The sequence below is a fragment of the Microbacterium sp. K41 genome, from assembly GCF_004794395.1.
Classification (GTDB): Bacteria; Actinomycetota; Actinomycetes; order Actinomycetales; family Microbacteriaceae; genus Microbacterium; species Microbacterium sufflavum.
Genome location: NZ_SSDO01000161.1, coordinates 14,788 through 37,085, shown reverse-complemented (window position 1 = coordinate 37,085; position 22,298 = coordinate 14,788). Strand labels below are relative to the sequence as shown.

Annotated in this window: 16 protein-coding genes; 12 read left to right on the top strand and 4 right to left on the bottom strand. The window is 71.1% G+C overall.

The features are described from left to right. The first annotated feature begins 48 nt into the window (after positions 1-48). The 3 genes from DW309_RS04125 (at position 49) to DW309_RS04115 (ending at position 3,802) form a co-directional block, all read left to right on the top strand. The gene (locus DW309_RS04125) at positions 49-1,176 is read left to right on the top strand and encodes a Gfo/Idh/MocA family protein (protein ID WP_205814420.1); all 1,128 of its coding nucleotides are present in this window, start codon (positions 49-51) and stop codon (positions 1,174-1,176) included. Beyond that, positions 1,173-2,069 carry a hypothetical protein gene (locus DW309_RS04120; protein ID WP_206251847.1) on the top strand — a complete coding sequence of 299 codons (897 nt, stop codon included), beginning with the start codon at positions 1,173-1,175 and terminating at the stop codon, positions 2,067-2,069. The genes DW309_RS04125 and DW309_RS04120 overlap by 4 nt, the downstream gene beginning before the upstream one ends. Before the next feature lie 119 nt (positions 2,070-2,188). Then, positions 2,189-3,802, top strand: coding sequence for a glycoside hydrolase family 16 protein (locus DW309_RS04115; protein ID WP_136044638.1), 1,614 nt, complete (start codon positions 2,189-2,191; stop codon positions 3,800-3,802). A 65-nt stretch (positions 3,803-3,867) separates the two neighbouring features. Here DW309_RS04115 and DW309_RS04110 read toward each other — a convergent pair whose 3' ends face one another. The 3 genes from DW309_RS04110 to DW309_RS04100 all read right to left on the bottom strand — a co-directional run bounded on the left by DW309_RS04110 (position 3,868) and on the right by DW309_RS04100 (position 7,450). Continuing rightward, a complete protein-coding gene (locus tag DW309_RS04110; RefSeq protein WP_136044637.1) occupies positions 3,868-4,794 on the bottom strand; it encodes a YveK family protein in 927 nt (308 codons plus the stop codon). A 99-nt stretch (positions 4,795-4,893) separates the two neighbouring features. Beyond that, on the bottom strand, positions 4,894-6,222 hold the full coding sequence (locus DW309_RS04105) for a phenylacetate--CoA ligase family protein (RefSeq protein ID WP_168387167.1): 1,329 nt from the start codon (positions 6,220-6,222) through the stop codon (positions 4,894-4,896). Positions 6,223-6,277: 55 nt separating this feature from the next. Continuing rightward, on the bottom strand, positions 6,278-7,450 hold the full coding sequence (locus tag DW309_RS04100; protein ID WP_136037106.1) for a glycosyltransferase: 1,173 nt from the start codon (positions 7,448-7,450) through the stop codon (positions 6,278-6,280). 167 nt (positions 7,451-7,617) lie between these two features. On the opposite strand from DW309_RS04100, the gene DW309_RS04095 reads away from it, so the two are divergent. The 3 genes from DW309_RS04095 to DW309_RS04085 all read left to right on the top strand — a co-directional run bounded on the left by DW309_RS04095 (position 7,618) and on the right by DW309_RS04085 (position 15,834). After that, positions 7,618-8,073, top strand: coding sequence for an FAD synthase family protein (locus DW309_RS04095; RefSeq protein WP_136029343.1), 456 nt, complete (start codon positions 7,618-7,620; stop codon positions 8,071-8,073). 237 nt (positions 8,074-8,310) lie between these two features. Next, on the top strand, positions 8,311-11,928 hold the full coding sequence (locus tag DW309_RS04090; RefSeq protein WP_136044635.1) for a fibrinogen-like YCDxxxxGGGW domain-containing protein: 3,618 nt from the start codon (positions 8,311-8,313) through the stop codon (positions 11,926-11,928). Positions 11,929-11,967: 39 nt separating this feature from the next. Then, positions 11,968-15,834, top strand: a complete 3,867-nt coding sequence (locus tag DW309_RS04085; protein WP_136044634.1) for a fibrinogen-like YCDxxxxGGGW domain-containing protein — start codon at positions 11,968-11,970, stop codon at positions 15,832-15,834. 61 nt (positions 15,835-15,895) lie between these two features. On the opposite strand, the gene DW309_RS04080 is transcribed toward DW309_RS04085, so the two are convergent. Continuing rightward, a complete protein-coding gene (locus tag DW309_RS04080) occupies positions 15,896-16,288 on the bottom strand; it encodes an SIP domain-containing protein (RefSeq protein WP_136044633.1) in 393 nt (130 codons plus the stop codon). A 115-nt stretch (positions 16,289-16,403) separates the two neighbouring features. On the opposite strand from DW309_RS04080, the gene DW309_RS04075 reads away from it, so the two are divergent. Genes DW309_RS04075 through DW309_RS04050 form a run of 6 tightly spaced genes read left to right on the top strand, consistent with a single transcriptional unit; the run spans position 16,404 to position 22,298 of the window. Next, positions 16,404-16,907: a type 2 periplasmic-binding domain-containing protein gene (locus DW309_RS04075; protein WP_240753118.1), complete on the top strand. Its 504-nt coding sequence runs from the start codon at positions 16,404-16,406 to the stop codon at positions 16,905-16,907. Beyond that, positions 16,904-17,881, top strand: coding sequence for a cation efflux transmembrane domain-containing protein (locus tag DW309_RS04070; protein WP_136029334.1), 978 nt, complete (start codon positions 16,904-16,906; stop codon positions 17,879-17,881). The genes DW309_RS04075 and DW309_RS04070 overlap by 4 nt, the downstream gene beginning before the upstream one ends. Then, the gene (locus DW309_RS04065) at positions 17,878-18,777 is read left to right on the top strand and encodes an alpha/beta fold hydrolase (RefSeq protein ID WP_136044632.1); all 900 of its coding nucleotides are present in this window, start codon (positions 17,878-17,880) and stop codon (positions 18,775-18,777) included. Before DW309_RS04070 ends, DW309_RS04065 begins: the two co-directional genes overlap by 4 nt. Positions 18,778-18,786: 9 nt before the next feature. After that, entirely contained in the window at positions 18,787-19,050 is a 264-nt protein-coding gene (locus tag DW309_RS04060) for a glutaredoxin family protein (protein ID WP_136029330.1), read from the top strand. A gap of 30 nt (positions 19,051-19,080) precedes the next feature. Then, a complete protein-coding gene (locus DW309_RS04055; protein WP_136044631.1) occupies positions 19,081-20,472 on the top strand; it encodes an MFS transporter in 1,392 nt (463 codons plus the stop codon). A 26-nt stretch (positions 20,473-20,498) separates the two neighbouring features. Beyond that, entirely contained in the window at positions 20,499-22,298 is a 1,800-nt protein-coding gene (locus DW309_RS04050; protein WP_136044630.1) for an aldehyde dehydrogenase family protein, read from the top strand.

Sequence of the window (22,298 nt, the reverse complement as noted above, 5' to 3'; positions counted from 1 at the left end):
GGAGAGGCGCTTCTGAAGGGGAAACCAACTGGGGAAGGGGATTTCGTCGTGCCAGAAAACACTGACACACGACGTGTTCGGGTCGGAGTCGTCGGCGTGGGGAAGATGGGGCTCTCCCATCTGTCCATCGTCCGGGCTCTGCACAACGTGGAGCTGGTGGGCGTCGTCGACGCCACGGACTACCTGCTCGACGTGCTGAACAAGTACACGGGGGCGCCGACGTACTCGACGCTCGACAAGATGCTCGACGACGCGGCACCGGAGGCGGTGATCATCGCCACGCCGAACGCCTCGCACGCTGCACTCGTCCGCAGCGCGCTCGAGCGCGGTGTGCACGTCTTCTGCGAGAAGCCGCTCACGCTGAGCGCGGCCGAATCGCTCGAGCTCGCCGCGTTGGCCGCCGAGCGGGGGCTCATCGCACAGGTGGGCTTCCACAACCGCTTCATCGCGACGTTCCAGGAGGTCAAGCGCCTGCTCGACGCCGGAGCGCTCGGCCGTGTGACGCACGTCCTGGCCGAGGCCTACGGGCCCGTCGTGCTCAAGCCGAAGGGCTCGACCTGGCGCACCAAGCGGTCGACGGGAGGCGGGTGCGTCTACGACTACGCGGCACATCCGCTCAACCTCGTCAACTGGTACCTGGGCACGCCGGAGCGCGTCCGCGGATCGGTGCTGAACAGCATCTTCTCCGCCGACATCGACGACGAGGTCTATTCCACGCTCGACTACCCCGACGGCCTGAGCGTGCAGCTCTCGGTCAACTGGTCCGACGAGTCCTTCCGGAAGATGTCGACCTCGGTCACGATCTCCGGCTCGCAGGGCCGCATCATCGCCGACCGCCAGGAGTTGCGCGTCTACCTCCGCGAGGGGGCGACGATCCCGGCGGGCTACCGTGCGGGGTGGAACATCTCCTACACGACCGACCTCACCGAGCAGGTCGCCTTCTACCTCCGGGGCGAGGAGTACAGCGCGCAGCTGGCATCGTTCGTCGACGCCATCGCGGCGGGCGAGACGGAGGCGCGGGAGAACGGCTTCGCCGGAGCGGCCGAGACGGACCGCGTCATCGAGTGGATCCTGCAGGATTCCGCTGCCGCTGCGGAGTCCGCACCGGCACCTGCCGTGGTCGCCGCGGCACCCGCGGCGAAACGCGGACTGTTCGGACGCGGGAGGAAGGCATGAGCGAGATGACGACGACGACCATGGACCGGCTGCTGCTGGGCGACAACCAGTTCTTCGGCATCAACCACATGTCGGAGGAGAAAGCGCGGGCGCAGGCCATCCGCTTCCAGGACACCCAGGCGATCATCGACGTGGTCGACATCGCCCTCGACAACGGCATCCGCACCCTCATGTGCACCACGCACGAGCGCATCGCCGAGGTCTGCGATCACATGCGCGCGAACCCGCAGCGGTACGCCGACTACCGCTTCTACCCGTGCATGCCGTACGCGCACAAGTACGCCAACGCGGTGACCGACAACGGCATGCTCGGCGCGCTGAAGCAGTTCCTTCCGGAGGAGGGTCTGCTCAACGCGGCGGTGCGCGGCGGCAAGTCGTTCATGAAGAAGGACATCGAGGGCATCATCACGCTGCTCGTCGACGCGGAGATGAAGATGTTCCAGGGCCTCAACACCCCGGTGGTCTTCCTCCAGAACGTCGTGGTCGACCTGATGCTGGGACTCGGCTTCGACGAGGCCTTCGCGATCTTCGATCGTCACGTGCGCGAGCGCTACAACGCGGAGCCCGGCTTCATCACGATGAACCTGCCGATGCTGCTCGACACGCTCGACCGCGTCGGAGTGAAGAACCCGATCGTGTGCGCGAACATCAACGAGATCGGCTTCCGGATGTCCGGCGGCATCGAGGCATACGAGCAGGCTCTGCGTGAGCGCCCGTTCCGCCCCGTGGCCATGTCGGTGTTCGCGTCCGGGGCCATCCCGCCGCGGCGCGCCCTGGAGTGGATCCACGACCACGCGAACGTCGAGTCGATCGTGTTCGGCGCGTCGTCGCGGTCGTCGATCGAGAGCACCACGGGAATTGTCAGGGAGCTTTGGGGGAGCGACGCCGTATAGTAGGCGGACAACACCCGTCCACAGGATGCATCGAGGGGGAATGCTCGGCCCGCATCCGCAACCCGGACGGTGCTGTGCGAGCGACCGGTTTGCACAGCACCGTTTCGCTCCCCCTCGAGATGAAACTGAAGACACACACCCGAACCCCCATCCATCGCATCCTCTTCGCCTTCGTCGCCGCGCTCGCGGTCGTCGGGGCATCCGTCGTCGCCAGCGGGCCCGCCGTGGCCGCTGACACCACGATCACCTCGGTGATCCCCCGCGGCTCCGCGGGGTGGTCCTACTACCGGGCCGCGACGCCTCCGCCTGCCGGGTGGCAGACGGCCGCCAACACCTGGAAGACGGGCACGGCACCGCTCGGTGCCGGCACCGGGACCGGCACCATCGGCACGCTCATCCCCCGCACGTCGGGTCAGCAGCCGATCGCCACGTACGCCACCAAGACCTTCACGCTCACTTCCGATATGCCGGAATGGGCGTGGGTGAACACGTGGGCCGACGACGGCATCGTCATCTGGATCAACGGCGTCGAGATCGGCCGCAAGAACGCCCCCACCGGGCGCATCACCGACAAGAGCTACGCGACCGCCGCTCCGTCGTCCACCGCCGCCCGCAAGAACCCGGTCTCGTTCTCCATCCCGAGCCGACTGTTCCGCACCGGCACCAACACCATCGCCGTGCAGGTGCTCTCCAACTGGCGAGAGACCCACAACATCAGCTTCGACGCCCACCTCGTGCGCGAGGACAAGCCGGCCGTGACACCGCCGCCGAAGCCCACGCCGACTCCGACGCCGACTCCCACGCCGAAGCCCACGACAACACCGAGCCCGACGCCGAAGCCGACCACCCCGCCGGCGCAGCCTCAGAAGCCGACGACGCCTCCCGCATCGGACGGCAGTGTCCCGGGCTGGGGTGCCCCCACCTGGCGTGACGAGTTCACCTACCGCGACTCCTCCGGCAGCCCCGCGGTCGACCCCGCGAAGTGGAACGTCCGCGGCCAGGACGACCTCGGCCTCCTCTTCGACGCGGCCGTCCCCTCCCGCGACCAGGTGTCGGTGGACGGGAGCGGCGTCCTCCACATCCGCGCCGATTGGCGGACCACCCCCGCGATCCGCCCCTCCACGCAGAGCGGCCCGCGCGAGCTCTGGCACAACACCGGCTACCTGGACCAGCGCCGCCTCCAGTCGGATGACGTCAGCATGAGCCAGCAGTACGGTCGATGGGAGATCCGCGCCAAGACGCCGAGCGGCCCGAACACGTTCGGTTCGCTGGCCGCCTTCTGGCTGCGCAACAACCAGTCCGGAGAGATCGACATCATGGAGGCGTGGGGCTACGACGACGCCGCGGTCCGCGACCAGCGGATCGACACCGCCACGACGACGGTCCACACGCACACCTCGACGCCCTCGGCCAACCAGCGCTACATCTGGCATCACGCCGACTACGGCGCCGCGACACCGGTGTGGAAGGACTTCCACACGTACGCGTTCGAGTTCACGCCGACGTACGCGGCCGTGATCGTCGACGGGAAGCAGCTGCTGCGCGCGACCCCCGCGACCCACCCGAACCTGTGGAACCCGAACTACTTCGGCTCACCGCTGCACATGCGGTTGAACCTCCACGTGGGTCCGTCGACGACCTACTGGGGCCTCCCCAACCCGGCCGACAAGGCGGCGACCCAGAACCTCGACTTCCAGGTCGACTACGTGCGGGTCTGGAGCTACTCCGGCTGACGGGACAAGCGAAGAGGGCACCGGGTCGTCATGACCCGGTGCCCTCTTCGTCTTCTGGTGGCGTTTCAGCGCCGCGAGGTCGTGTGCCCGCGTTTCGGAGCTCCGATCGGACGCGAGACCGGCAGCCCCGCGTCTTCCGGCTCCAGCAGCCGGTCGTCCTCATCGAGGGCGACGTCGTCGTGCTCCGGCACCTCTTCGGTGTCGTCGGCATCGTCGGCGTCGACCTCGTCAGCGACACTGCGCTTGTAGCTGGCGCCCGGTCCGTTGCGCACGCGCGACACGATGAGCGCAGCGATGGCGCCGACGAGGATGCCGAGGAAGAGACCCGCGGCGATGAAGACCAGCACCGAGGGCCGGTTCGACTTCTGCGGCGGATCGGCCGGCGTCACGAGCGTGCCCGAGTAGAACGGCGTCGCGGTGATCCGCGCCTGCTGGTCGAGCAGACCCTGCAGCTGGAGCTGCGTGGCAGCCCGCTCGCTGCTGTCGATGGGCTGCGAGTCGACGACGGCCTGCAGCTGCGCGATGGAGTCCCCCAACTCCGCCGTGGTCTGCTCGACGACGGCACGCGCGTTGTCGGTGCGCTGAGCACCGTACGCCTCAGCGAGCGCGTTCGCCCGGTCGGCCGCCTCCTGCGGCGTGTTCGCGGTCACCTGGAAGCTCAGCACCTGCGAGTTCCGCGGCACGTCGATCACGGTGTTGTTGCGCAGCGCCTCGATCGACGTGTCGTCGAGGTCTTCCACGGCGCGCTTGAGCACGGCCGTCGAGGTCGCCACGACCTTCTCGGTCTCCATGTTCACCGTGTTGAAGCTCGATCCGGTCGAGAGCACGCTGATCGGCTCGACCGTGTGCTGCGCTTCCGCCGTGTACTTCTGCGGATAGATCAGGAAGATCCCGAAACCGACCAACGCGAACGCGACGATCGTCCCCACCAGGACCATCCACGACTGCATGACCCCTCGATAGAGGTCTTCCAATGTCCAGTGTGTTGCCACTTGTGCACTCCCCCAATGCGGCGCCCGACACGTCGTCGGGCGCAGAACGGCGTAAGTCTAGTACTCGGTCCTGTTCAGGAGCCGTGAGCGTTACGCGCCTCAGGGGGCGTCGGGAGCGTGCGAGATCACGAGCCGAGCCTTGCCGCCCTGGCTCTCGATGCTCTCGACCTCCATCGCCGACACCGCGACGGCGTCGTCATCGAGCAGCGTGCGCAGGGCACGCACCGCCGTCGCGGCGGCATCGCGCGCCCCTCCCGGCGTCGTCGGGACGTAGCGGATCGTGACCGCGTAGTCCTCCGCCTGCACGACCTGCATCTGCCGGATGGCTCCGGGGTCGCCGAGGAACAGCCCGCTCAGGCCTCCCGTGATGCGGCGCCCCGACGGGGTTCGCACCACATCGGCCAGTCGTCCCTGCACGGGGGCGATCCGGGGGAAGACTCGCCCGCACGCGCACGCGCCGTCGAGTCGCCGTGATCGGTCCCCCATCTCGTATCGCACGAGCGGGAACACCTCGTTGCTGAAGTCCGTGACGACGACCGAGCCCTCGGTCCCCGCATCCACCGCACGCCCCGCGTCGTCGACGATCTCCACCAGGCGCTGATCGCCCGCGACGTGGAGTCCCTCGTGCTGCTCGCACTCGGCCGCGATCCAGGGGATCTCCGCCGAGCGGTAGGTGTCGAACACGGGAGCACGGAACACCGACTCGAGCAGGGCGCGCTGCCCCGGCTGCAGCATCGCCGCCGTGACGGAGACGGCCGACGTGGGCAGCGTCCGCCCCGTCCGCGCCAGATGCGTCGCGACGGCCGTCGCGCCCTCGACATAGGCGACGAGCAGTCGCGGACGCACCCGCTGCCAGTCGCGGACGAACGTCTCGATCGCGTCGTCGGTGATCGCCCGCGCATCGAGGTGCAGGTGGCGACTCGGCCACCACTGCGCGGCGTACACCAGCGCCTCCCTGCCCTGCCGGAGGCGTCGATAGATGAAGGCCATGTCGTCCGCGGGATGCACGCCCCACCAGCGGTAGATCCGCCACCACATCGCCGCGGTCGGGGCGGCCTGGTCGTTGCGCACCCGCAACGGCGATCCGGTGCTGCCGCCCGTCTGCGACACCAGCGCGCGCGAGGAGGGCACCGTCGTGGAGAGCACGGCATCCCCCGCATCGCGCAGCGCGGCCTTGGTCACCACCGGCAGCGCGGAGAAGTTGCCCGCTTCCGCGACGTCCTCCCGACCGAACCCCGCCCCCGCGTACAGCTCGCGATAGAACGGCGACGAGTCGAACGCGTGCAGCGCGATGCGGGTCGCCGCGCCCCGCGACAGTTCCTCGAAGGCCGCGCCCCCCAGACGTTCATTGCGGACCATCACCTCGAAGGCGCGTCGGTCGTTCCGCATCAGCAGACGCGTCTTGGCGTCGAAGATCGCTCTTTTCACCACTCCCCCAGCAGCCCGGCCCCCTGCCGGTCAGGTCCATGGTAGAGCGCCGGCCTCAGAGCTCGCCCGGTTTCATCACCTCGACGTCGATCGCGCGGATCACGCGCTGCGCCGCGGTGTCGGTCTCGGGCTCCGCGCTCTCGCCACGACGGCGACGCTGCGGCGCGTACACGACGAGCGAATGGAAGAGGAAGCGCGCGAAGAACGCCACGATCAGCGACAGGGCCGTGGCCAGCACGCTGGAGATGTGCCAGGTCTCGACCATGAGCGCCATGACGGGGATGCGCAGCGCCGCCTCGACGTTGTTGAACGCGAAGGAGCTCGCGAAGCGGATGCCGAGCGCTCGGGCGTCCGTGCGCATGTCGGCGAACACGAAGCGCTCCTGCAAGAGGAAGTTGCCGATGATGGTGACCTCGGCGCCGATGATCGCCGCCCAGACGTACGGCACGCCCGCGGCCGTCAGCGCCCACATGATGCCGAGGTTCGCCACGGCCCCGATGACTCCGATCAGCGCGAAGAGCGACATCTTCCCGAAGCGCAGCCGAGCGAGATGGGCGATGAACGTGGCGCCCTGGCGGATACTCGCCTTCGACGTCCCGTGCCGCCGCTCGGCGAACTCCATCGGCACTTCGGCGATGCGCAGGTCGTTGCGCGCCAGGATCTCCAGCAGGATCTTGAACCCCTGCGGCTTCAAGCCGTCGAGGTCGAGGCGCGACCGGTCCACGAGGAAGAAGCCCGTCATGGGGTCGGTGCTGCGGGCCAGCCGGATGGGGAACATGGCCCTGGTCAGCCACGTGGCCGCGCGGGACACCCCGAAGCGCAGCGCCGTGCCGAGGCCGCTGGTGTCGCCGCCGCCGATGTAGCGCGATGCCGCGACCACGTCCGCCCCGCCCTCGGCGTGCCGGTCGAGGAGCGCGGGCAGCAGCTCGGGCGGGTGCTGGAGGTCGCCGTCCATCACGATGCAGAGGTCAGCGGCTGCGGCGTGCAACCCGAGCACGACGGCACCGCCGAGCCCGCCGGTGTTCTCGGCGCGATGGATCACCCGCACCGGGAGCGGCGCGTCGACGGCCACGCGTTCGACCTCTGCGACGGTGTCGTCCGAGCTGTCGTCCACGAACAGGATCTCCGCCTGCCGCCCGGCAAGCGCCGCCGCCGTGCGCGCCACGAGCTCGGCGACGTTGTCGCGCTCGTTGAACGTCGGCACGATGACCGTGACGGCTGGCCCCACTCGAGTCCCCTTCGCTCGGCAGGCACCGCGCCTGCGCGCTCCATCGTTTCACGCCGACCTATGGGCGGGGAAACCCGCGTCTGATAGACTCTGGCAGCGCGGCTGTGGGAGTCGCATTAAGTGGGTGGGGATCCGCTTAACTGGGGATTTAGTGATCTGGGGAGATCATGGGGACGCGTATCGGCTATGCCGTCGGAGCATTCGACCTTTTCCATGTGGGGCATCTGAATCTGCTCCGGCATGCCAAGCAGCACTGCGACATCCTGATCGCGGGCGTCGTGAGCGACGAGATGCTGCGGCAGGTCAAGGGCATCGAGCCGGTCATCCCGACCGCCGAGCGCGCAGAGATCGTCAAGCACATCTCGTTCGTGGACGACGTCTACATCGAGACCACGCCCTCGAAGATGGACTCCTGGAGAGACGTGCAGTTCACGCACTTCTTCAAGGGCGACGACTGGCGAGGCACCGACAAGGGCCTGCGCCTCGAGCGCGAGTTCGCCGAGGTCGGCGTCGAAGTCGTCTACTTCCCGTACACCGCGCACACGTCGAGCTCCGCGCTCCGTCGTGCGCTCGACGCCATCACCGCCAACGCGGCCGGCGCCGCTACGGCGTCCACCCGCTGACGCGACGCGACCCTTCGGGGGCGGACACCGGCGTCCGCCCCCGAAGCGCGCCACTCGTGCCATGAACCGAGGAGTGCGCAGGACTCCGAGCGTGCCGGCGGCATGCTCGGACGCAGCGACCTAGGCGCCGTCCGACCCGGGACCCCCACCGGGTGCGACGCCGAGCCCGCGCTCCGCCGCGGATCACTCCGGAAGGACACGATGCGAACCGACGCGATTCGGTGGGGGAACAGATCTGTGCGCACGCTGATGGCGCTGGCCGCCGCGGCCACGCTGGTCGGCTCTCTGCTCGCACCCCTGTCGGCGCCCTCCGCGCGCGCCGCCGGGACCGGGAGCGCAGCTCCCGACGGACGCACCGCCGAGACCGCCGCCGCATCGTGCTGGGAGATCAAGCAGAACGACCCCGATTCGGACGACGGCGTCTACTGGCTGGTCACGCCGACGCTCGTCGCTCCGCAGCAGTTCTACTGCGCTCAGGAGGAGTACGGCGGCGGATGGGTGATGATCGGGCGTGGCCGCGAGGGGTGGAGCGAGGACTACGCCGGGCAGGGCGCACCGACGCAGCTCGCCGAGACGCCGGACGGCCCGGGCGCCTTCACCCCGATCCAGCTTCCGGCGAAGACCGTGGACGGCCTCCTCGACGGGGGCCGGGTCGACAAGCTCGCAGACGGCGTGCGGGTTCACCGCGCCTCCTCGATCGACGGGACCTACGGTCAGGAGGTGCGCTTCCGCATCCAGCAGCGCGACCGCTGGACCTGGGCGCTGGGCGGCGCCAACCCCGTGCGCAACTGGGTGTTCGACGGCACGAGCGGCACCGGTGGGAGCACCCGGACCTTCGGGGAGGGTGACGGGTGGCATGTCTCGTCGTTCGTCCACCGCGCGACGCACAAGAAGAAGGCGGGGTGGGCGTACGGCCGCACGGTGACCGGAACCGGCGACAGCTCGTCGTACCTGTGGGCTCCGGCGGGCGAGGGCTACGCGATCCCGTTCGCGCAGGTCTTCGTCCGCCCGAAGCTCCGGCTGTCCGATCTCTCGTTCCCGACGGCACCCGTCACCGGCACGCCCGCCGCAGCCGTGCGCGCCCTCCCCCGCAGCTCCGCGATGAAGACGCAGTGGGGTGTGGCGCAGTCGGCGGAGGACGAGGACGGGAGTGCCGCCGTGCGCGCCTTCGGGCAGGCGGGCGCGAGCGTGTTCGTCGGCGGCGACTTCCGGTACGTGCAGCGCACCGAGTCGGGGATCGGTCGTGCGGAGCAGCCGTACCTCGCGGCCTTCGATGTGACGACGGGCGAATGGCTCCCGCGATTCCGACCGGACCTGGACGGCGAGGTGACCGCCATGACCACCCTGCCCGACGGTCGCCTGGCGATCGGCGGCCGGTTCACGACCGTCGACGGCGCGCCGCAACCGGGGCTCGCCCTGCTCGACCCGAGCACCGGCCGCCTGGCCGGCCCCCAAGTGACGGTGGAGCAGCGCGAGACCGCGCGCACACCGGCGGTGCTCGGCCTCGACGTGCACGGCGACGAGCTCTACCTCGCAGGGTCGTTCACCCACCTGTCCGCCGCGGACGCCGACGCCGCGACGCCCGCGCACAACGGCGGACGGATCGACCTCGCCACCGGCCTCCCCGACCCGGAGTGGAACCCTGATCTGAACGGCACCGCGCTGGCGATCGACGCGTCCGACATCGGCGACCGCGCGTACGTCGCCGGGTACTTCACGGCGACGCGCACCACCCCGTCCCGGAGCGCGGCCGCGCTGACAACCGCGCCGGGTGCCGCTCCGGCGCCTCCCCTGTGGGCACCGGCATTCAGCGCGACCGGAGTCCCTGCACGCGCCGTGGTGGAGACGGGCGGGCGCGTCTACCTCGGTTCCACGCGCCGCTCGATCGCCGCGTACGACCACGCCACCTTTCGCGTGCTCACCGGGTCGACGGCCTCGGGCGGCTCCGACATCCGGAGCATCCTCGCCGCCGGAACGGTGGTGATCGGCGGCTGCGCGTGCGGGCGCTACACCTACCAGTACCAGGGTGAGACGCTGAAGCGGAAGACGCGCAAGATGCGGGCGAGGGCGCTCCAGGTCGATCGCCTCGACGGCCTGGGTGCCTGGGATGGGGCCACCGGCGTCTTCCTCCCCGACTGGGCGCCGCGGCTCGGCTTCGCGGGTCACCTCGGCGTGCAGCGCAGCTTCGTCGACAGCGCGGGAGCGCTGTGGGTCGGCGGTGACCTCGACCGCTCGGTCCGCGCCGGCGGTTCGACGCAGTGGTCGGGTGGCTTCGCCCGGTTCGCCCCGGGGGACAGCACGCCGCCCACCACCCCGGGGCCGATCACCTCCACCCCGGTCGCGGGCGGCGAGCAGGCCGTGCTCACCTGGGGCGCGTCGACCGACACCACGGACATCGTCTACGAGGTGCTGCGCGGGGACCGTGTGGTCGCCACCACCACGGCATCGACCTACACCGTGCCGATCACCGCCGACCCCACCGCGTACCAGGTCAGAGCACGTGACACCGCGGGCAACCGATCGGCGGGCACCGCGGCCTTCGTCGTGCAGCCCCCCTCCCCGGCCAACCTCACGTTCATCGGGGACCGCGACACCTGGGCGTGGCGCTACTCGGCGACCGCCCCTCCCTCCGACTGGACGACGCCGGGCTTCGACGACTCCTCCTGGCACACCGGGTCCGGACTGTTCGGCGCCGGGGTGCGGGGTGCAGCCACCACGCTCAGCCGTGGGGGCGGGCGACCGCTGAGCGCGCAGTTCCGCAAGTCGTTCGAGGTGCAGAACGCTGCCACCGTCACGAACGCACGCGTCTCCGTGATCGCCGACGACGGCGCCGTGCTCACACTCAACGGCACCGAACTCGGACGCATCCGCATGCCGGACGGACAGGTCACCGCGGACACGCTCGCGACGCAGGCCGTTTCGCCGCTCGAGGCGGCCGGGGGGAGGGTCGTGATCCCGATCCCCACGGACGCCCTGATCGAGGGCACGAACGTACTCGCCGTCTCGGTGCACACCGCCGACCGTGCACGGCCCGCCCTCGGATTCGACCTGGCCCTCATCGGCGAGCGCGCTGCCCCACCGCAGCCCGTCACCGGCCTGTCCGCGACGAGCACCGCCGACACGATCGCCCTCACGTGGCGCGCCCCGGCCGCGGGCACGGCCCCGGCGTCCTACGTGATCCGCCGTGACGGGAAACAGGTGGGCATCGTCGCCGCACCGACCGTCGCATTCTCCGACGGAGACCTCGCCGCCTCGGCGGGACACCGCTACACTGTGGTCGCCGTCGCGGCCGACGGACAGGCCTCGACCGCGGCGACCCTTCAGGCCAGCACCACGGCGGACGCGCCCATCGCGATCGCGAACGGTTCCGCGTGGTCATGGCGGTACACGAACGCCGCCCTCCCCGCCGGATGGAACACGCTCGGCTTCGACGCCTCGGGCTGGGCGTCGGGCGCGGCGCTGCTCGGCCGGGGTGCGCGCGTCGCGACCGACATCGATCCCGGCCATCAGTCGCCCTCGCCGATCAGCGCCCAGTTCCGCCACGAGTTCACCGTCACCCACCCCGCCACCGTGCGAGACGGCACGGTCACGGTGATCGCCGACGACGGCGTGGTCGTGTATCTCAACGGCGTCGAGCTCGGCCGGGCGCGCATGCCGGGCGGCGCGATCGGCCAGAACACGTTCGCCTCGGCGTCGGCGGCTGCTCGGGGCGCCTCGGCACGCCGCGTCTCGTTCGTCGTTCCCGCCCGCCTGCTGGTGAAGGGCACGAACGTGCTCGCCGCCTCGGTGCACGCGAACTACCGCACCACGCCGGATCTGAGCTTCGACCTCGCCATGACCGTGGCTCGCGGCTGACCTCACGCCGCACCCCGCCCCCATCAGGAAGGAACAACAATGACCAGAAGCACGCAGAGGGGCTCCGCCCGCGCGGGCGCCCTCGTGGGGATCGCGACGGTCGCGGTCCTGGCGGGCTCGCTCCTGGCGCCACTCGGCGCCTCAGCGACCGAGAACGCGCTCGACGCGAACGCGCCCGTCGAGAACGCGGCGACCGAGAACGCGCCGACCGAGAACGCTCCGGTGGCGAGCGCCAGCGCACCGGACGGGCTCACCCCGGAGACCGCGGCAGCCTCCTGCTGGGAGATCAAGCAGAACAACCCCGGGTCGGAGGACGGGGTGTACTGGTTGGTCACGCCCACGCTCGTGGACCCGCAGCAGTTCTACTGCGACCAGACCACCCTCGGCGGAGGCTGGGTCATGATCGGCCGCGGACGCGAGGGGTGGAAGGAGAACTACAACGGCGTGGGAACGCCCGAGCAGATCACCACGACACCCTCGGGGACGGCCGCTTTCGCACCGGCACAGCTGCCGGCCAAGACCGTCGACGGGCTCCTCGACGGCGCCCGTCCCGACCAGCTCCCTCCGGACAGCATCCGCGTGCACCGCGCATCGGCCGTCGACGGCAGCCGGTGGCAGGAGGTTCGCTTCAGCCTCGCGCGCCGCGACCGCTGGAACTGGACCATGGCCGGCGGCAACCCGATCAAGGACTGGATCATCGGCGGCTTCACCGGCACCGGCGGCTGGACGGGTGCCGTCGGCTGGGGCGGCCCCTCACGATCGGGCTTCGGGCACGACACGGGATGGAACGGCTCCTACTTCGCCCAGCGGCAGTCACACCGGTACCTGATGGGCTGGTCGTACGGCGCCGAGATCACCGGGCAGGACACCCCGACGTCGTACCTGTGGGCCCCGGCGGGTGCCGGCTTCGCGATCCCCTTCGCGCAGATGTTCGTACGGCCGCAGCTGAAGCTCGCCGATCTCGACTTCGGTACCGTGCCCGGCACGGGCACGGCCGCCTCGACGCTGCGCTCGATCCCCGACAGCAACGCCCAGCGCACCGTGTGGGGTGTCTCCGGCCTCGCCAACGGCAAGGACGGGGAGCTCAACGTCGAGGTCGCGGAGTTCGGTCAGGTCGGGAACACCGTGTTCGCCGGAGGGAACTTCCGGTATGTGCAGCAGTCACGAGACGGCGCCGGACGGGTCGAGCAGCCGTACCTCGCGGGCTTCGACGTGAACAGCGGACAGTGGGTGTCGACGTTCCGGCCGCAGCTCAACGGACAGGTCAAGGCGATCGCCGCGCTGCCGGACGGACGCGTGGCCATCGGCGGCCAGTTCACCCAGGTCGACGGCACCCCTCAGGTCGGCCTCGCGTTCCTCGACCCGGCGACCGGCCGGCTCTCCGGGCCGCAGGTGGCCGTGCAGAGCCGCGCCGTCGGTGCCGTGCCCTCGGTGCACGACCTGGACGTGAAGAACGGCTACCTCTACGTCGCCGGGGCCATGACGCATCTCACGGCCGTGGGCTCGGGAAAGAGCGCGAGCGCCTGGAACGGTGGTCGCATCCTCCTGTCCACCAGCACCCCGGACACGAACTGGAACGCGAACCTGAACGGCACGGCCATCGCGGTGGACGCCTCGGATCGCGGTGACCGGACGTACTTCTCCGGCTACTTCACGCGGAAGCAGACGACGTCGACGCCGAGCGCCGTCGCGCTGCAGACCGTGGCCGGCGCTCCGCTGGTGTCGCCGCTGTGGGTGCCGACGTTCAGCGAGGCGACCATCGACGCGAACGGCGACTACCAGGGCTACATCTGGCAGAACGGGGTGACCGAGGTCGGCGACCGCGTGTACCTCGGCGGTTCGCAGCACTCGCTGTTCTCCTACGACCGCTCCACCTTCCAGCTGGTCGGCGGCTCGATCGCGCACGAGGGCGGCGACATGCAGACCGTCGACGACAACGGGTCGGTGGTCATCGCGGGCTGCCACTGCGGCGACGAGGTCTACCAGGACAAGTACCTCAAGCGGGAGATCACGGAACCCTGGACAGAGGTCGACAAGATCAACCTCGCCGGAGCCTGGGACGCGGCGACCGGACACTACATCCCCGACTGGTCTCCCGTGGTCCGTTCGCGTGCGGGGCAGGGCGTGTGGGGCTCGTTCTTCGACAGCACCGGGACGCTGTGGGTCGGCGGCGACCTGACCGACTCGATGCGGGCGGGTGGCGTGAACCAGTGGTCGGGCGGCTTCATCCGCTTCGCCCCCCGCGACAGCACCGCGCCGACGACACCCGGTCCGATCTCCGCGACGCCCACGGCGAGCGGGGATCAGCAGGTGCTCACGTGGGGCGGCTCCACGGACGCCGGTGGCGGGCTCGTGTACGAGGTGCTGCGCGGCAACCGCGTCGTGGCGACCACCACGGCCGCGACCTATACGGCACCCGTCACCGCCGAGCCGACGAACTGGTTCGTGCGGGCGCGCGACGCGGTGGGCAACCGGTCGGCCAGCACGGCCGCGTTCACGGTCGAACCCGCTCCGGCGTCGGCGCTGACCCTGATCGGCAACGGCGACACGTGGTCGTGGCGGTCATCCACGGACCCGCTCCCGTCGACCTGGTCGGAGGCCGACTTCGACGACGCGGACTGGACGGTCGGCCGGGCACTGTTCGGCCGCGGCATCAGCGGCGCCACCACCGACCTCGACCCGTCCGACGCCGCGACGAAGCCGGTGAGCGCGCAGTTCCGGAAGAGCTTCGCGGTGCAGGACGCCGCCTCGGTGGTCGACGGCACCGTCTCGGTCATCGCGAACGACGGCGTGATCCTCTACCTGAACGGGAAGGAGCTGGGGCGCGTGCGGATGCCGGACGGCACCCCGACGCAGAACACGACGGCGACCGCGGTGGTCTCGCAGAAGACCGCGTCGGGAGCGAGGTCCGTGTTCTCGGTACCCGCGGGCGCCCTCGTCGACGGCACCAACGTGCTCGCGGCGTCGGTCCACGCCAACTACCGAGCGACACCGGACCTCGGCTTCGACCTCGCCTTCACGGCACGGCGCTCCACCGCGCCGGGCCCCGTGACCGACCTCACGGCCACCGCCACCGCGGATTCGGCGACACTGTCGTGGACGGCGCCGGCGAGCGCGAACACGGCCGCGTCGTATGTGATCACGCGGGCTGGGAACCAGGTCGGAACCGTCGCCGCGCCGGAGACGGCATTCACGGAGACGGACCTCGCGGCCTCGACGGCGTACGAGTACGGTGTGACCGCGGTCGGCGCGGACGGCGAAGCCTCACCGGTCACCGCCGTCACCGCCACGACGACCGCGACGGCCCCCGACCCTGTTCCGGATCCCGACGCGGGCGGCGACCAGAAGGCCGATCCCGATCAGGACGCCGCTCCCGACGCCGATCCGGCGGCCGACGCGGTGACCGTCGCCGAGGGCTCCACCTGGTCGTGGCGCTCCTCGACCGAGGCGCTCCCGGCCGACTGGAACGCCGTCGGGTTCGACGACTCGGACTGGAGCACGGGTGAGGCGCTGTTCGGCCGGGGCGTGACCTCCGCGACCACCGACCTCGGCGCGGGCGGTGACTCCGCACCGCTGAGCGCCCAGTTCCGGCACACCTTCACCGTGGACGACCCGGCGGCGGTGCACGACGGTTCGGTCACGGTGGTCGCGGACGACGGGGTCGTGCTCTACCTGAACGGGGTCGAGCTCGGGCGGAGCACTCTTCCCGACGGCGCGATCACCGCGGAGACGTACGCCACGGCGGCGCCCCGGGCGACGACCGCGGCGGCCCACCGCGTCACCTTCACCGTTCCGGCGAAGCTCCTCGCGAAGGGAGAGAACGTGCTCGCGGCATCCGTGCACGCCAACTTCCATCTCTCCCCGGACCTGAGCTTCGATCTCGGACTGACCATGCCGCGCGGCTGAGGTCAGGTCAGGACCAGAGGGCGTCCTTCCCGATCCGATCGGGGAGGGCGCCCTCGTCCGCTCAGTTCGCGACGCCGAGCAGGCTGCGTGCCATCCGGGCCACGTGCGGCGGGGTGTGCGGACCGAGCCAGACCGTCCAGTGCTCGGGCGGCTCCGTGCAGGTCCACTCGACGCACCACGCATGTACGGCACGGGCCAACCGCTCGCCGCGCGCGTGAGCCCTGATCCCCTCGTCGCGGACGAGCCAGCGCACGGAGACACCGGCGGGGGCATCGATGTGCCGACGCGGAAGATGGGCGGCGGCCTCCAGCAGGATGACACCCTGCGCGTCCCCCGGCAGCCGCGCCGCGATCCCGGCGATGACGCCCGCGTCCGCCGCATCGCCGGCCACGAGCACCACCCCCACGAGGTCGTCCCAGTCGGGGTCGTCCCGGTGCTCGCACGCGCTGCTCATGAGACCACCATAGGTAAGGATACCCTTACCTATCAAGACCCCACCGGGCTAGCGCGCACAGCCATCGCCGTCAACAGTGTTGTCGGCCGTCGTGGACCCCGCGAGGCTGAGCGCCGTGAGTAGGAGTTCCTCGGACCGACCCGCCCGCGCCGGGCGCACCGCCGCGGCCGTCGCCGGGCTGCTGATCGCGGCACTGCTGTCGGGCTGCGGGATCACGGTGCCCAGCGACCCCGACGGCACGTTGAACGCCGTGACGGGCGGCGAGCTGCGCGTCGGGACCTCCCCCGACGGAGACCTCGTCGAGCTGTCCGGCGACGAACCCCGAGGACCCGTCGTCGACCTCGTCGACGGCTTCGCGGCGCACCTCGATGCCGAGACGACCTGGACCGTCGCGTCGGAGGAGACCCTCGTGCGCATGCTCGAGCAGGGCGACCTCGACCTCATCGCCGGCGCCCTCACCCCGGACACCCCGTGGATCGACAAAGCCGGAGTCACGCGCGGCTACCCCGGCATCGACGGCGCCGGCGACCGCGAGCTCGTGATGCTCGTGCCGCTCGGGGAGAACGCCTTCCTCTCGGCGCTCGAGGCGTACCTCGACCGGAAGGTGGGGTCGCCATGACGACGACCGGGCAGTTCGGACGGACGACCCTCCCGGACGAGCAGCAGCGCGCGATCCGGAAGGCGGTGCGGTGGGAGGTCTTCACGATCGTCTACACCTCGGTGACGATCGCCGTGATCGCCCTCGTGGTGGGCGAGTCGCAGGCCATGCGCACCGCGTGGATCGAGGACATGCTCTCCCTCATCCCGCAGGTGGCGTTCCTCACCGCGCTGCTCTTCGTGCGCCGCCGCCCCACGCGGAAGCACCCGTACGGGCTGCACAGGGCGATGGGCGTCGGTCACCTCGTCGCGGGCGTCGCCCTCCTCGCCGTGGGCCTCAACCTGGCCATCGAGGCGGTCACGGGTCTCATCTCCGGCGAGCACCCCACCATCGGCACGGTGCAGCTGTTCGGGCAGACCATCTGGCTGGGCTGGCTGATGGTCGCGGTCATGGTCGTCGTGATCGTCGGACCCGTGTTCTTCTACGGACCGGCGAAGTCGAAGCTGGCACCCGTGCTGCACAACAAGCTGCTCTACGCCGACGCCGACATGGCGAAGGCCGACTGGCAGACGACGGTCGCCTCGATCGTCGGCGTGCTGGGGGTGGGCATCGGCATCTGGTGGCTGGACGGCGCTGCCGCCCTGTTCATCTCGCTCGGCATCATCTGGGACGGCTTCCGCAACACCAGGACCGCGATCGTGGATCTGATGGACCAGCGCGCCCGCACGTACGACAGCAAGAACCCGCACCCGCTCGCGGGCGACATCGTGTCGTATCTGCGCAGTCGTCCGTGGGTCGCCGAAGCCGCCGTGCGCATGCGCGATCAGGGTCAGGTGTTCCACATCGAGGCCTTCGTCGTGCCGCGCCGGGGCAAGGTCACCACGCACGACCTGTCCGCCGCGGCCGCCGGCATCACCGATCTCGACTGGAAGGTGCAGGACGTCGTGATCGCCCCGGTGGAGAAGCTGCCGGACGAGGCGGACCCCGGGCGATGACGGACGGCGAGCTGTTCCCGGGGTTCACCGAGGAGGTAGTGCGCACCGGCGCCTCCGACGTCTTCGTGCGGCACGGCGGCTCCGGGCCGCCCGTCGTCCTGCTGCACGGTCACCCGCGGACCTCCGCCACCTGGCATCGCGTGGCCCCGCTCCTGGTCGAGCAGGGGTTCACCGTGATCTGCCCCGACCTGCGCGGTTACGGTCGCTCGCGCGGACCCGCGCCCACGCCCGACCACTCCGCCCACTCGAAGCGGGCGGTGGCGGAGGACGTCCGCGGCGTCGTACGCCACCTCGGCCACGAGCGCTTCCACCTCGCGGGGAACGACCGGGGCAGCTACGTCGCGCTGCGTCTCGCCCTCGACTGCCCGGAGGCGGTCGAACGCGTCGCGCTGCTGGACTGCCTCCCGCTCACGGAGCACCTCCGGCGCGCCGACGCCCGCTTCGCGACGCGGTGGTGGCACTGGTTCTTCTTCGCGCAGCCCGACATCCCCGAGCGCGTGATCGGGGCCGACCCGGAGGCGTGGTACGCGCCCAAGGCGGATCCGGAGACCATGGGCGCCGCGAATCATGCGGAGCTCGTCCGCGCCGTGCACGACGCGTCCGTCGTGCGCGCGATGCTCGAGGACTACCGAGCCGGCCTCACGATCGACCGCGCGCACGAGGAGGCGGACGCCGCCGCGGGGCGCCGCCTGCGGATGCCCGCGCTCGTGCTGTGGTCGACGCGCGACGACCTGGAGGACCTCTACGGCGACCCGGTCCGCATCTGGCGGGACTGGGCCGACGACGTGCGCGGGCACGGCATCGAGAGCGGCCACCACATGGCGGAGGAGGCCCCGGCACCCCTCGCCGCGGCGCTGGCCGCCTTCTTCGGCGCCACCCCCGCGGCGCGGACGTAGGCTGGAGGCATGACCTCACCCGTCTCCGACACCATCACCATGTTCGGCGCCGACTGGTGCCGCGACTGCATCCGCACCAAGAAGCAGCTCGACGAGCTGGGCGTCGCGTACACGTACGTCGACCTGGTCGCCGACCCCGCCGCCGCGGACATCGCGAAGGACATCTCCGGTCGCACCAACATCCCCGTCGTGGTGTACCCCGACTCGACCCACCACGTCGAGCCGTCGAACGCCGACGTGGAGTCGAAGCTGCGCGAGCTCTCGCTCATCTGACCGGCCCCATCGCGCCGCTACACTGGCGCGATGAGCACCGAGGCTCGACCCGACCGCGCCCCCGCCCGGCTGTCGCCCCGCACGATCGCGCTGTACGCCGTGGGCTCCGTCGGCACCGGCGGCTACGCGACGCTTCCCGGCCTGGTGCTGACCTACTTGCTCACCGACAACCTCGGCGTCGCCGCCCTCGCGGCCGGCCTGATCGTCACGCTCGCGAAGGTGTGGGACGTGCTGATCGATCCGCTGATCGGTGCCGCGTCCGACCGGCAACTCGCCCGCACCGGCTCTCGCCGCGGGTTCATGGTGGTCGGCGCCGTCACGCTCCCGGTGTTCTTCGCCCTCACCTTCGCGGTGCCGCCCGCCTGGGGTCCCGTGGCCGGAGCGCTCTGCGTGCTCCTGGCCTTCCTCGCGACGGCGACCGCGTTCAGCCTGTTCCAGGTGCCCTACGTCGCGCTGCCCGCCGAGCTGACGTCCGGCTACGACGAGCGCACGCGACTGCTGGGCTGGCGCGTGGTGGTGCTGACGGCCGCGATCCTGCTGTTCGGTGCCGGTGGTCCCGCACTCCGGACGGCCGCGCCCGACCCGGTCGCCGGGTATCTGCTGATGGGCGTCGCGGCGGGACTCGCGATCGGCGTCGGCATGCTCATCGCCTCGCGCACCGCCGCCGCGACCGGCGACGACCCCGCACGGCCGCGGGGCCCGGAGGCATCGTCGGCGTGGCGGGAGCAGTACCTGTCCGGGTTCCGAGCGCTGCGCCGCAGTCAGCCGTTCCGCGCCCTGCTCGCCACGTTCCTGCTGCAGGCGCTCGCGACCGGCACGATGCTGGCCGGGGCCCAGTACGTGGCGACGTGGGTCCTGCGCTCGGAGGACGCGGTCACTCTCGTGTTCGTCGCCCTGGTCGGCCCGGCACTGCTGGCGACGCCCGCGTGGACGGTGGTCGCGCGGCGCCTCGGCAAGGAGCGGGCTTTCGCGATCGCCAGCTGCCTGTTCCTGCTGGCCGCGCTCTCCCTCGTCGCCGCGGTGTGGTCGCCCGGCGGGTGGATGTACGCCGCGGTCGCCGCGGCCGGCATCGCGTACGCGGGCCTGCAGTCGCTGCCGATGGCGATGCTGCCCGACGTGATCTCGCACGACGAGCGGTCGAGCCGCCCCGGACAGGCCGGCACGTTCACCGGCATCTGGACCGCGGGCGAGACGGTGGGCTTCGCGCTCGGAGCCACCGCCGTCTCGCTCACTCTGGCCGCGACAGGCTACGTCTCGACCGTCGCCGGGGAGGCGGTCGTGCAGCCGCCCGCCGCGATCACCGGCATCGTGCTGAGCTTCAGCGTGCTGCCCGCCGCACTCATGGCCGCGAGCCTGGCGACCCTCCGGCGCTACCGGCTGCGCCGGGAGGACATCGAGGCGCTGCAGACCACCGACGCCTAAGCTGGGACCGTCCGAAGGAGACGCCGATGACCCCTGCGCGCACGACAACGCCCGACTCCGACTCCGACGCCACCGCCGCGACGGCCCCCGCCTCTCCCCCGCTGGGCGAGGGCGAGCAGGAGCGGTTCGACACCGCGATCGAGGAGCTGCACACCGGGACGCAGCTGTGGGCCGCGCTCACGATCGCCCAGCGCGCGACGCTGCTGCGACAGGTGCGCACGAGCGTCGCCGCGACCGCGGAGGACTGGGCGCGCACCGCCGCCGCCTCCAAGGGCCTCGACGCCCGGCACCCGCTGCGCGGCGAGGAGTGGCTCAGCGGTCCGTACAGCGTGCTCGGCGCGCTCGACGCCTCCATCGCCACGCTGACCCGCCTGGCCGATGGACGCAACCCGCTCGACGGCGTGAAGGTCGACCGCGCGCCGGGCGGCCGCGCTCGCGTGCACGCGTTCCCGCTCACGGGGATCGACCGCTTCCTGCTGTCGGGCTTCACGGGCGAGGTGTGGCTGCGGCCGGGTACAACGCCGAACGCCGCGCGGGCCAGGGCGGGACTGGCGCAGCGCACGCCGGCGCGGTCCGGCGGCGTGGGGCTCGTGCTCGGCGCCGGCAACGTGACCTCGATCCCGGTGCTCGACGTGCTGTACGAGCTGCTGGCGCACAACCGCACGGCCCTGCTCAAGGTCAATCCCACGCAGGACCCGCTGGTGCCGGTGTACAAGCGCGCGCTCGCCCCGCTGATCGAGCCCGGCTTCCTGCGGATCATGCGCGGCGGCCCGGCGGCGGGCGCCTACCTCACGCAGCACCCCGGGATCGCGCACGTGCACATCACCGGATCGGCCGCGACCTTCGACACGATCGTGTGGGGCCCCTCCTCGGGCGAGGGCGCCGCGGCGACGAAGCGGCGGCGGCGTGAGAACCGCCCGCTGCTGAAGAAGCCCATCACGGCCGAGCTCGGCGGCGTCTCCCCCATCATCGTGGTGCCGGGCCCGTGGACCGATGCCGACATCGCGTATCAGGCCGAGCACATCGCCACCATGCGGCTGCAGAACAGCGGGCACAACTGCATCGCCGGTCAGGTCGTGATCCTGTCCGCGGACTGGGACCGCGCCGACGCGTTCCGTGCCGCCCTGCGCCGCGCGTACGCCAACGCACCGGAACGCCCGACCTGGTACCCGGGTTCGGCGTCGCGGATGCAGACCGCCACCGACGCCTACCCCGACGCGCTCGTGCTCGGCGACCGCCTGCTCGTCGAGGTCGACGGCGACGACGACGCCACGGCGCTGGAGAACACCGAGTACTTCGCCCCCGTGCTGGGCGTGGTGAGCCTGCCGGGCTCGGGACAGGCGTTCCTGGACGCGGCGGTCGCGCACGCCAACGAGAAGCTGCAGGGCACGCTCGGCGCCAATCTGCTGATCGACCCGGCGACCGAGAAGGCGCTCGGCAGTGGGTTCGACCGGGCGCTCACCGCGCTGCACTACGGCTCGATCGCGATCAACGGCTGGACGGCGTTCGGCTTCATCACGCCGACCCTCACGTGGGGTGCGTTCCCCGGCAGCACGATCGACGACGTGGGCAGCGGCATCGGCGTGGTGCACAACGCGCTGCTGCTCGACGATGTCGAGCGCTCGGTGCTGCGCGGCCCGTTCCGCCCGTTCCCCCGCTCCCTGCCGGTCCTGAACGGTGGCGGACGAGCGACCATCCTCCCGAAGCCGCCGTGGTTCGTGTCGGCCCGCACGGGCGCCGAGGTGAGCGAGGGTCTCACCCGGCATCGCGCGAACGGCGGTGTCGGCGGGCTGCTGGCGACGCTGACGAAGGCCCTGCGCGCCTGA